Source organism: Photobacterium lucens, assembly GCF_009873615.1.
Classification (GTDB): domain Bacteria; phylum Pseudomonadota; class Gammaproteobacteria; order Enterobacterales; family Vibrionaceae; genus Photobacterium; species Photobacterium lucens.
Window position 1 is genome coordinate 1 of record NZ_SSMG01000194.1, and the last position, 11,792, is coordinate 11,792.

Genomic DNA, 11,792 nt, shown 5'->3' on the forward strand with positions numbered 1-11,792 from the left:
TCTTATTCCCATCATTAGTATAGGATGATTATCGATAGATATTTTATTTATGCTGTTTTAGAATATTGCTTTATTCATTATTCCTCTCATGTGTAAAAAACCCGACCGTACAACGGCAATGCTCGACATCATTAGCCAAGTCAAACAACAATTTCCCCTTTATGATGAAAGTACTTTTGTCTGTGGCCCTGATAACAAATGCGTGGGCTGCCCAAAGAAATTATTAGAGTTAGTTGATACGGATTTAACCTATTGGGAATCTGCCATTGCCCGTGGTGTGACTCCGCAATTTGATGAGATCAGACGCTTTGGCAAACTGTGTAATAATGTGCGTCGTGCTTTAGTAAGGAACAATATCATCAGCCAATAGTGCTACTGTTTCAGTAAACTTGGACTACATACAGCCCATTGTTAAGCGTGATATACTCCGCCGATATTTTCTGCGTTAATGTAATAACATTAACTGTTTAATGATTTATTTGAGACTCTACATGCCATTCTCTAAGCTTGGATTAAGCGATTCTATCGTTAAAGCCGTAACCGAAATGGGTTACACCTCCCCTACACCTATTCAAGAAAAAGCCATTCCAGTTGCTCTTACAGGTAAAAACCTGATGGCTGCTGCGCAAACAGGTACAGGTAAAACAGCGAGTTTCGTATTACCAATCTTACAAATGCTTGATGATGGCATTAAGGTTCGCCCTAAGCGTGTACGTGCATTAATTCTTGCTCCTACACGTGAATTGGCGGTGCAAGTAGAAGATAACATTAAGCAATACAGCAAACACTTAAACCTTAAATCAATGGCGATGTACGGTGGCGTGGACTACGAACCACAAAAACGTCGCTTAATTGAAGGTGTTGATATTTTAGTGGCAACACCGGGTCGTCTGTTAGATATGTATACCCAACGTGCTATCCACTTTGATGCTATTGAAATTTTAGTGCTTGATGAAGCCGACCGTATGCTTGATATGGGCTTTATTGAAGACATTAATAAGATCGTTGAGCGCTTACCAGTTGATCGCCAAAACATGCTGTTCTCAGCAACCTTATCTGATCAGGTGCGTTTCCTAGCAAAAACAGCAGTACGTAATCCGATTGAAATTTCAGTCGCTAAAGATGCCTCTTCCGATCCTAAAATTGATCAATGGTTAGTGACCGTTGATAAAGACATGAAATCGTCATTACTTAGTCACCTGATTCAAGAACAACAATGGGATCAAGCATTGATCTTCATTGAAACCAAACATGGTGCGGCTAAGTTAGTAACACAGCTAGAAAAGCGCGGTATTAAAGCAGAATCTTTCCACAGTGGTCGTAGCCAAGGCGTACGTTCACAGCTATTAGAAGATTTTAAAAACGGCAAACTGCAATACTTAATTGCAACTGGCGTAGCATCACGTGGTATTGATATTGAGCAATTAACTCGTGTGGTTAACTACGATTTACCATTCCCACCAGAAGAATATGTTCACCGTATTGGCCGTACAGGTCGTGCTGGTGCATCAGGTGAAGCGATTTCATTTGTATCAAAAGATAACTTCAAAAACCTATGTATGATTGAGAGCCTATTAGGCCACTTAATTGTTCGTAAAGAAGTTGAAGGCTTTAAACCTAAAAAAGAAGTACCAGTTTCAATTTTGAACTACAAACCAAAGTTCAAGAAACCAGCGAAACCTCGCGATGATGCAGAAGGCGAAAATAACGACCGTAAACCACGTCGTGATAATCGTAGCCGTAACAATGCACCTCGTGGTGATAAGCCTAAATCAACCAAGCCTAAACGCCGTAAGCCTATTACAGATCGTGAAACAGGTTTACCTCGTGCACCACGTAAGCCTAAGCCACAGCAATAATAACGGCTTTCTAAACCTATAAAAAAACGCCAGTATGCTTTTACTATCTGCATACTGGCGTTTTTGTTTATGCTTGAGTCAGTAAAAGATTAAGCTTTCGCTGATACAAGTGATGAATTGTTTTCTGCTTCTGGACGTTTCAGGATTGCATAAGAAATACCTGTGACTAACGTACCTGCAATGATAGCGACTAAGTAAAGTAACGCTGGTGTAATTGCATTTGGAATAAGCAGAACAAATAAACCGCCGTGTGGTGCCATTAGTTTCGCACCGAACAGCATAGATAATGCACCTGTTAACGCACCACCTAACATACAGCATGGGATCACACGCATTGGGTCCCGTGCAGCAAACGGAATAGCACCTTCAGAGATAAAACATAAACCTAGTACAAACGATGCTTTACCTGCTTCATTTTCACTTGCAGCGAACTTACGTTTTGCAAGGAAAGTAGCTAGCCCCATCCCCATAGCCGGCACCATACCCGCCGCCATTACTGCTGCCATTGGCGCATAGGTATGAGATGCTAATAAGCCAACACCAAATGTATAAGCTGCTTTATTAACAGGACCACCTAGGTCGAAACACATCATACAACCAAGAATGATACCCAATAAAACCGCATTTGCAGATCCCATAGTATTAAGGAAATGGGTTAACCCTTCCATCGCCGCAGATACTGGACCACCGACAACATAAATCATTACCAAGCCAGTAATTAAGCTAGCAATGAGTGGAATGATTAGGATAGGTTTTAAGGCATCCATTGATTGCGGTAATTTCACTTTTTCCGCTAGGAATTTCGCACTGTAACCTGCTAAGAAACCTGCAACGATACCACCTAAAAAGCCAGCCCCTGTTGAACTTGCTAACATACCGCCAATTAAACCAGGTGCTAAACCAGGGCGATCAGCAATAGAGAAAGCAATAAAACCAGCCAAAACAGGCACCATTAATGCAAAGGCTGAATCACCACCAATTTTCATTAATGCCGCTGCTAGTGTTCCCTGCTCTTTAAATGCTTCGATACCGAAAACAAATGACAACGCAATTGATAAACCACCAGCAACCACTAATGGCAGCATGTAAGAAACGCCTGTCATTAGGTGTTTGTAAACACCTGTTTTCTCTTCTTTCTTCTCTGTGGTTTCTTTTACGCTATGTTGATAAGGCGCAGCTTGAGCAAAAGCGTTATCAATTTCCTGTGCTGTTTTCTTCAGCGCCAAGCCCGTACTGGTTTTATAAAGAGGCTTACCATTAAAGCGTGATAAATCCACATCAATGTCAGCGGCAATAATTACCAAATCAGCAGCTTCAATTTCTTCTGCAGTTAATTGGTTTTTAGCCCCAACAGAGCCACGAGTTTCAACTTTAACATCGTACCCCTGACGTTTAGCTTCTGTTTCTAATGCTTCAGCAGCCATAAAGGTATGTGCAACACCTGTTGGGCACGCTGTAATTGCCACAATCTTTTTCTTGCTTGAATTAGGTGTTGTTACCACACTTTCAGCAACCAATTCCTGCGCTTGATTAACCGCCTCTTGTAGCCATGCTGTTGGGTTTTCCATGCATGCTGCAACATCACTGCGGTAGACTTTCTTACCCACAAAACGCTGCTCATCAACCTCAGCATTGGCAGCAATCACAATGCAGTCTGATTGCTCAATTTGTTGCTCAGTTAATAACTGTGTTGGCTTTAATGTGGTGTGACATTCAATATTAGCTTGCCACTTTAGCTCTGCTGCGGCTTTTTCTAATAATCCAGCGACTATCAATGTTGTTGCAATGCCACTTGGACATGCGGTAACGATACTAATCTTCATCTGTTCAATCCCTACACTGTCGACGTTATTGTTGCGCTCTTATGAAAGTTGAACGCTATCTTCTATGTTTTTTACAGCCGCAAAATCATCTACACCAACACCTACTTGGGTAACAGCGTAGGCAGAAAGCGCAGTGGCAAAACTTAAGCTTTTTGCTTTATTCCAACCGTTTAGATGTCCCCAACACATTCCAGCAACTAATGTATCGCCCGCACCAACAGTGCTCACTACGGTCATTTTTGGCGGTTTAGCACGTAGCCAACCTTCACTGTCTCGCCACATCACACCGTTAGCACCCAATGACACAACAACATTATCGATATGTTTATTAGATAATTGCTCCGCAACTTCGATGATGTCACTTTCAGACACTAATTCACGTTTCGCCCACTCAGCTAGCTCTTCATCATTTGGTTTAACCAGCCAAGGTTTAGCTTCAAGTCCGACTTCAAACGCCGCTTTACTGCTGTCAAACAATACTTGTTTACCAAGTTGTTGCAGTTTTTCGATCCATAACGCACATTGCTGTGGTGAAATACCGCGCGGTAGGCTGCCTGCAAGTACAAAGACATCGTGACTCTCAGCTAGCTCAAATAAGGTTGCTTCAAACTGCGCAATATCACCACGCGTTACGCTAACACCCGGGAAGTTGATATCACTTACACGCCCGTCTTGTTCAACTAACTTAACGTTGATTCTTGTCGCACCCGCCACGCGAACAAACTTATCGGTAACACCAATTTGTTCAAATAGCTGACAAAAACCTTCTTGATTATCTGCACCAAGTAACCCTGTCACTGTTACCTCAGCGCCTAATTCAGCCAGTACCTTAGCAACGTTGACGCCTTTTCCCGCCGGATGAAGCGAGCCTTGATCAACCACATTAACTGTACCTGCTGTGAGTGTTGATAAATGACCAGTCAGATCTAAAGCAGGGTTTAATGTCACGGTGACAACTTTAACTGCATGATTATTCATTGTATTTTTCATCATTTTGTAAGCCTTACAGTTTCTCACCTAAGCCATCAGCAATAGCTTGACCAATTGCTGCTAGTGCCTCTTCTGCATCACTACCACTTGCGGTAAATTGCAGTTCATTTCCACATTTCACACCAAGACCAATCACTTTCATCAAACTTTTAGCGTTCACGGATTTACCTTGGTTCGATAAGTTTAATACTTGAATATCAGCATCAAATTGCTTGGTTGTATTCACTAACATTGCCCCGGGACGTGCGTGTAAACCGTGTGGATTTTTAATCGTGAAAACAGCGGTGTTACCATCCAGTTGTACTTGGGTTAGTGCGTTACACATTTGCTCTGCACTTGAAGCAAGAAATGTCTCAACTTTATTGTTAAAGATCAGCGACGTAAGAAGCTCGATATTTGCAACATAACTGTTATTTGCAGCAGCAATAACAATCAAACCTTTTACCGGCTGAGATTGATATTCAAACGCTTGTGCAGGCGTAACAAGCGCAATAGCTGTGCGTTCAACCTGTTGATCACTGCTTATTAGCCATAAGCCCTGACCTAGGTAATTTGGCTCTTTACTAATAACATCAGCTACCATCTGCTTGTCAGCAAAGCCTTGCTGCTTTATTAAACCCGCGGCAACAGCACTTAACTGCAATACATCGCCTACCGGAAAATCTTTTAAGATTAACTGACTATTACATTCTGCTTCTGATTGCTCAGCACCCATTAAAATGGCAATTACCTGATCTGCGCTATCACAATGTTTTAGCTTCTCTTCAATACCATCAGCAGAAAGCACTTTGGTTAATTGCTTTAGAATCGATAGGTGTTCATCAGATTTAGCGGCGATACCAATTGCAAGATAGACGGTTTGACCATTACCCCAATCGACACCTTGTGGGTATTGATGAACTTTTACCCCGGTTTTATTCACCAATTCACGGGTATCTGTTGTGCCATGAGGGATCGCAATACCATTGCCTAGGTAAGTCGAATTTTGCGATTCACGGGTTAGCATCCCATTCACATAACCAGTGCGTACTAGCCCTTCGGACTCTAGATCTGCAGCAAGTGCTTTAATTGCATCTTGTTTATTGTTTGCCGATTTTCGCAAAGCAATATCATGTTGAGTTAATGACAGCATCTTTTTCTCCGAGCTTATCGAATCTTTGCTTAATTATTCTGCTGACTCGCAGCTGAAAGCTGAATCGTTTCAGCAACTAGTAAAATTAAAAGTTTCAGTACAATCATTCAGCTACATTTGCTTTTACACTCTACTGAAACCTTTCAGCTTGCATACTGAATCGTTTCAGCTAATATTGCAATTGATCCTAACGAGGTAATCTCTGGATCTATGATGAAGCGCACAAATTGGCTTCAAATCGCAATTAATGAATATAGGTTAACGCTATAAATGGGTACTTTGTGGCGTAGTGCATCAAATTTCAGTGCTTAAATAGAATGATTAACTAATGACATTAAACGAAATCGCAAAACTTGCAGGCGTCTCAAGAACCACAGCAAGTTACATTATCAATGGTAAGGCTGAGCAATATCGTATTAGCGAAAAAACACAGCAAAAAGTGCTGGCTGTCGTTAATGCCCACAACTATCGCCCTAACCACGCCGCCTCTTCTCTTCGTGCCGGCAGTAGCCAATCTTTAGGCTTGATCATTCCAGATCTTGAAAACAGCAGTTATGCCAAAATTGCTAAATTATTGGAGCTCAATGCCCGTAAAGCGGGTTACCAAGTGATTATTTCCTGTACTGATGACGATCCTGATACAGAAGTGAATGTGGCAACGATCTTACTCAGTCGCAAACTTGATGCACTGATCGTGGCAAGCTCACTGCCAGCAGACAATGATTTCTACCGACAAGTCCAAGCTAAAGGTACACCCGTTATTGCGATTGACCGTGCTTTAGATGATGAATATTTTGCCTCGGTGATCAGCGAGGATCTTGAAGGCGCTTACGCACTCACTAAAGCCCTACTCTCCCAGCCTATTTCATCAATTGGTTTAATTGGCGCAGTACCGGATCTTGGAGTATCCAAAGAGCGTGAACAAGGTTTCCATTCTGCATTAACGGATAGTAATAAAGATAACCAAGTACAGATCCGTTATGGCGAACAATTTAGCCAGCAACATGGAGCGCAAATAGCTGAGCAATGGATTCAAGACGGTGTTTTCCCACAAGCTGTGCTTGCTACTTCTTATACACTTTTTGAAGGGATTCTGGATTGCTTACTTAAGCACCCAGAAATAATGGCAAAAACTTATTTAGCCACCTTTGGTGATAACCGATTATTAGATTTTTTACCTAATAAGATTCAATCATTACCGCAACAGTTTGATCTTATCGCTGATTGTGCGTTACAGCTCGCTTTATCGGCAATTAAAGGAGATTATCAACAAGGCGTCGAAGTGATCCCAAGAAAGCTGATCTGCCGATAAGTTTTCAAAGGTGTGTCATCACATATCTGACGATTTCCTTAATATTTCGATACCTATAGCCAATAAATTGGTGGATGAAGTGTGATTTAAGTCGCATAATTACGTCACGTTATCATCCACTTATACGGCACGTTATGTATTCACGGTTAAAACTTTTACTGCTTACCCACGCGCAGTTTGCACACGCTCTTCGTGTCACACTTGCGATCGCTTTTAGCCTTGTGTTTTACACTTTCGTCCCCGTTCCTCATTCAATGTGGGGACCTGTCACAGTCGCTGTAGTATTAATGCAGCCTTATGCTGGCGTGATCAAACAAAAAGGTTTCCAACGTGTTGGCGGTACACTGCTTGGCGCAACATTAGGTTTAGTAACGGTATTTTTTCCTCAAAGTTTGACAGATTTTGTCCCCGTATGGATTCTTGTATGGTCTTTTTTACTGTCCATGAAATCTCACGGAAAAAATACTTACATCTTTTTCTTAGCGGTGATGACGCTGATCATCGTGGCGTACCAAGGTAACAGCGAGCAAGAAGTCTCTGTAGCGATGTGGCGAGTCACCAACATTATTATTGGTAGCTTGATCGCTATGGCATTTTCCATGCTGTTCCCAATTCGAGCTCTATATCAATGGGATCAACTGTTTAATAATAATCTGCATGATTTACGTCAGCTATACCAAGCGCATGCTTCTGCTCATATTCCAAGCATTAAAATTTTGGCTCGTATTAAATCACAGGTAAATGAACGTCAAATTCAAATGGTGAGTTTGCTGCCCAATGTGCAAAAAGAAAATAAGAAATCCGCAGGTCACTATAAAGCCATTGTAACGATTCAAAGCTCGATGATCAGTTTGATTGAACAGTTAATAGAAACCCATTGGAGCTCTGATATTGGTCGTCGCCAATTGTTAGCACAAACAGGGCTTAAAGCTTACCAGCAGCAAATCGTACAAATTTTAAATCAACTCGCCGATCACAATGAGACAACGTTAGATCTACCAGATGTTCATCAACTTAAAGAAATGGCGTTACAAATTCCACAACCCAAAGACTCGATTTTATTAGGGCCTTATGGTTATCTATGGTTAACCAGACAGTTAGTCTATCGCTTAGATGAATTGATTGTTCAACTACAACTTATCCAAAAGACGAAACATAAAGCTTTATCGTCTTTGTAATTGAAGCATTATATCGTTAATGTATTGGTTACTGATTTATAAACATGACAGCCATCTCGGGAGAATCTGCAATGACTCAAAAAACAAAAACAATGGAAGTACCTGTAGCCATCGCCGATAGAGTACAAGCTTTAATTGATGGCTATGAAGCCAAAGCAAAGTTTGATGCTGAATTAAGAGAGAAAGTGAATAACTTCCTTGCAATGGATGGGTTAAGTTGTGAAATGGCGGTATATAGCCTGCCACAAAAAGAGCTGCTTGATACGTTACGCTATGTTTACGAACTATCAGGCACGAATAGCAAGTTTGTGAAAAGCATTATCACGCTACACCGTGATAACCCGAAAAAAGTATTATCCGATGCACAACGTGCTTCAGCGAAAAGCATGCTGTTTAACCTCATTAATGATCCATCTGTGGTCTCTGCAATGAAAGAGCAAGGTTAATCAAGAGCTAAAACACCAATAAAAGCGGCATGATGTATTCAGTTAAATGAACAACATCATGCCGTTTTTGTATCAATCATTTTTAAATCAAGATCTAGCTGATCACTTGGCTCACGCCTTGATCTTGTAGCCAAGCACGTAAACGTGGGGCATCTTCAATAAAACGACTGTAAACCAAACAAGGTTTATGTGAGCTTTCCACCGCATTCAATAACATTTTCACCAACTGCAATAATGCTTCATTTTGCGCATCAGGCATGTAGTGTAATGATGTATTATCAATATCTAAGCCTAATGTGAATTGCGCTAACTGCTCAATATCAATAACAAAACCATCGAAATATTGTAAGAAGGTTTCAGCAAGCAATGCATTAGCAGGAACGCTACACATCATAGAGACTTTAAGTCCATCCGCACCACGACATAACCCCTGCTCTGCTAGCAAATCAATCACAGTCGCTGCTTCACTAAAGGTACGCACAAACGGCACAACTAGTTCGATATTTTTCGCATCTAATCGGGCACGTTTAATCGCTTCACACTCTAATTCAAAGGATTTACGAAAATCAGCATGACCTAAACGTGAAGCGCCACGAAGCCCCATCACTGGGTTAATCTCTTCCGCTTCAACTTCAGCCCCTAGCAGGTGACTACGCGCATATGAATCATCACTGGTTAAACGCACTTTTAATGGCGCATCGCCTTGTTTCGCAGCGGCTTCAATTAATAGCTGGCTAAGTTTAGCAACGAATAACTCAGCTAATGGTGTTTGATCGTCTGAAGCGTCAATTGCCTCAAGAAAAGCGAGTTTCGCTTGTGGCGATAATGATTCTGGCTTTGTGACAGCACAAGGGTGAATCCCCATGTTATGCGCAATCAGATCGTCGAGTGATACCAAACCAATCTCCCCGCTTTCTAGCCCAGTCAGCTGCACTGATGACGTTAACAGCGCTGTTAACGTTAATTCATTTTCAGTTGTCATAAAGCACCAATACTTCCTTGTTAATGAGAAAAGCGCTTAACATTGCTCATACAATTTGAGCGGTTAAACACGATTACTGTTTATCGACCTTACTTTGTGTTGAATTGAGAGGCAAGAAATAAAGCATAACTCATTCATATCCATCACAGTTTTCATCTCATCGTATTCTTGATGAGAAAATCATCAGCGGTTGTAAAATCTTGTTACGATCGCAACTAAAACCTACGCTATATCACAAGTTTGGTTTATTAAAATCGATTTTTGGGCTATCTTACCGAGGTTATTACAGATATACCCAAGGTAGGCAAACATATTATGCCAATGAAAACAGATGAACTTCGCACCGTGAGTTTGGGCTTGATGCCAACTCCAGCTGAAATTGAAGCTACATCACCAATGACAGATGAAATTGCTGCGCATGTTGATCATGCTCGTAAACAAATCGAAGCAATTTTAACGGGCAAAGATTCCCGCTTACTTGTCGTTGTCGGTCCATGTTCTATTCATGATACCGATGCAGCTGTTGATTACGCGAAGCGCCTTGTTGCTGTACAAGAAACATATAAAGACCAGTTGCTAATTGTGATGCGTACCTATTTCGAAAAGCCACGTACTGTTGTTGGCTGGAAAGGTTTAGTATCCGACCCTCATTTAGATGGCAGTTTAGATTTAGCCGCTGGCTTGAAAAAAGCACGTAAGTTGCTTGTTGATATTAATGCTTTAGGTTTACCGACAGCGACTGAGTTTCTCGATATGATCACTGGTCAATACTTGGCTGATCTTATTAGTTGGGGTGCAATTGGTGCCCGTACAACAGAGTCTCAGATCCACCGTGAAATGGCATCAGCTTTGTCCTGCCCTGTTGGTTTCAAAAATGGTACTGACGGTAATACTAAAATTGCGATTGATGCGATCCGTGCAACCCGTGCTTCTCACCTTTTCTGCTCTCCTGCCAAAAATGGCCAAATGACCATTTATCGCACATCAGGCAATCCGTATGGTCATATCATTTTACGTGGCGGCAAAATGCCAAATTACCACGCAGATGATATTGCCAATGCATGTGATGCACTGGCTGAATTTGACTTACCACAACGTTTAATTGTCGATTTCAGTCACGGTAACTGTCAAAAACAGCACAAGCGCCAATTAGATGTCGCTGCTGATATTTGTGAGCAAATCAAAAATGGTAGCCAATCTATTGCGGGTATCATGGCTGAAAGCTTTATAGAAGAAGGCAATCAAGCAGTTATCGACAACAAACTTGATGACTTGGTGTACGGTAAGTCGATTACCGATCCATGTATTGATTGGAACGATACAGTGAAGATGCTGGATATGTTAGCGGATGCAGTAAAATCGGCACAAAGCTAAAATATCAATGAAAACAATTTGATGTTTTAATATACCGAACGTTAGGAGAAGCAAATCATCTTCTCCTATTTTTAATAAACGGTATACTATACGTGTTATATGTAGATGGGAATCACTCCCCTAGACTTAAGATAAGAGGCCATAAACATGCCATCTTTTGATATTGTTTCAGAAGTAGATTCAGTAGAAATCAAAAATGCGGTAGATAACTCAAAGCGTGAACTAGATACGCGTTTCGACTTCCGTAATGTTGAATCAAGCATTGAATTAAACAAAGAAATCGTAAAAATCACATCTGAGTCTGAATTCCAAGTAGACCAAATTGTTGCAATTTTACGTAATAACCTAGCTAAACGTGGCGTTGACGCAAACGCACTTGAGCGTAAAGCAGTGACTTTCTCTGGCAAAACTGCATCTCAAAACATCGAATTCAAGCAAGGTGTTGAAGGTACAAACGCTAAGAAACTAGTTAAAGCCATTAAAGATGCGAAATTGAAAGTTCAAGTTTCTATCCAAGGTGACAAACTACGTGTGACTGGTAAGAAACGTGACGATCTACAAGCAACAATGGCGCTTGTACGTGAACAAGAATTAGGTCAACCATTCCAATTCGACAATTTCCGCGATTAATCTTTTTATATTGCGCAAAAAGGAAGGCTTAGTGTCTTCCTTTTTTTTAAACTTTTTTTGCGTGCA

Annotated in this window: 11 protein-coding genes; 7 read left to right on the forward strand and 4 right to left on the reverse strand. The window is 41.2% G+C overall.

The genetic code is table 11. From position 1 onward, the window contains the following. The first annotated feature begins 88 nt into the window (after positions 1 to 88). Positions 89 to 370: a hypothetical protein gene (locus E5A76_RS09220; protein ID WP_023932475.1), complete on the forward strand. Its 282-nt coding sequence runs from the start codon at positions 89 to 91 to the stop codon at positions 368 to 370. 121 nt (positions 371 to 491) lie between these two features. Continuing rightward, positions 492 to 1,859: a DEAD/DEAH box helicase gene (locus tag E5A76_RS09225; protein WP_161118742.1), complete on the forward strand. Its 1,368-nt coding sequence runs from the start codon at positions 492 to 494 to the stop codon at positions 1,857 to 1,859. Between the two features lie 89 nt (positions 1,860 to 1,948). On the opposite strand, the gene fruA is transcribed toward E5A76_RS09225, so the two are convergent. Genes fruA through fruB form a run of 3 tightly spaced genes read right to left on the reverse strand, consistent with a single transcriptional unit; the run spans position 1,949 to position 5,804 of the window. Continuing rightward, positions 1,949 to 3,682, reverse strand: coding sequence for a PTS fructose transporter subunit IIBC (gene fruA / locus E5A76_RS09230; protein ID WP_161118743.1), 1,734 nt, complete (start codon positions 3,680 to 3,682; stop codon positions 1,949 to 1,951). Between the two features lie 39 nt (positions 3,683 to 3,721). After that, positions 3,722 to 4,660, reverse strand: a complete 939-nt coding sequence (gene pfkB / locus E5A76_RS09235) for a 1-phosphofructokinase (protein ID WP_161118748.1) — start codon at positions 4,658 to 4,660, stop codon at positions 3,722 to 3,724. 25 nt (positions 4,661 to 4,685) lie between these two features. Continuing rightward, the gene (fruB, locus tag E5A76_RS09240; protein ID WP_161118744.1) at positions 4,686 to 5,804 is read right to left on the reverse strand and encodes a fused PTS fructose transporter subunit IIA/HPr protein; all 1,119 of its coding nucleotides are present in this window, start codon (positions 5,802 to 5,804) and stop codon (positions 4,686 to 4,688) included. 328 nt (positions 5,805 to 6,132) lie between these two features. Here fruB and cra point away from each other — a divergent pair, with 328 nt between their 5' ends. The 3 genes from cra to E5A76_RS09255 all read left to right on the forward strand — a co-directional run bounded on the left by cra (position 6,133) and on the right by E5A76_RS09255 (position 8,740). Further along, positions 6,133 to 7,116 carry a catabolite repressor/activator gene (gene cra / locus E5A76_RS09245; protein WP_161118745.1) on the forward strand — a complete coding sequence of 328 codons (984 nt, stop codon included), beginning with the start codon at positions 6,133 to 6,135 and terminating at the stop codon, positions 7,114 to 7,116. A gap of 134 nt (positions 7,117 to 7,250) precedes the next feature. Then, entirely contained in the window at positions 7,251 to 8,294 is a 1,044-nt protein-coding gene (locus E5A76_RS09250) for an FUSC family protein (protein WP_161118746.1), read from the forward strand. A gap of 71 nt (positions 8,295 to 8,365) precedes the next feature. After that, positions 8,366 to 8,740, forward strand: coding sequence for a hypothetical protein (locus E5A76_RS09255; RefSeq protein ID WP_023932488.1), 375 nt, complete (start codon positions 8,366 to 8,368; stop codon positions 8,738 to 8,740). A gap of 94 nt (positions 8,741 to 8,834) precedes the next feature. Here the strand turns inward: E5A76_RS09255 and E5A76_RS09260 are convergent, their stop codons facing one another. Beyond that, a complete protein-coding gene (locus E5A76_RS09260) occupies positions 8,835 to 9,722 on the reverse strand; it encodes a putative PEP-binding protein (protein WP_161118747.1) in 888 nt (295 codons plus the stop codon). A 315-nt stretch (positions 9,723 to 10,037) separates the two neighbouring features. Here E5A76_RS09260 and E5A76_RS09265 point away from each other — a divergent pair, with 315 nt between their 5' ends. Together E5A76_RS09265 and E5A76_RS09270 are read left to right on the forward strand one after the other, a co-directional pair. Then, complete coding sequence (locus E5A76_RS09265; RefSeq protein WP_053988153.1) at positions 10,038 to 11,096, forward strand: 3-deoxy-7-phosphoheptulonate synthase; 1,059 nt, start codon at positions 10,038 to 10,040, stop codon at positions 11,094 to 11,096. 147 nt (positions 11,097 to 11,243) lie between these two features. Further along, positions 11,244 to 11,726, forward strand: coding sequence for a YajQ family cyclic di-GMP-binding protein (locus E5A76_RS09270; RefSeq protein WP_023932493.1), 483 nt, complete (start codon positions 11,244 to 11,246; stop codon positions 11,724 to 11,726). Positions 11,727 to 11,792 lie beyond the last annotated feature (66 nt).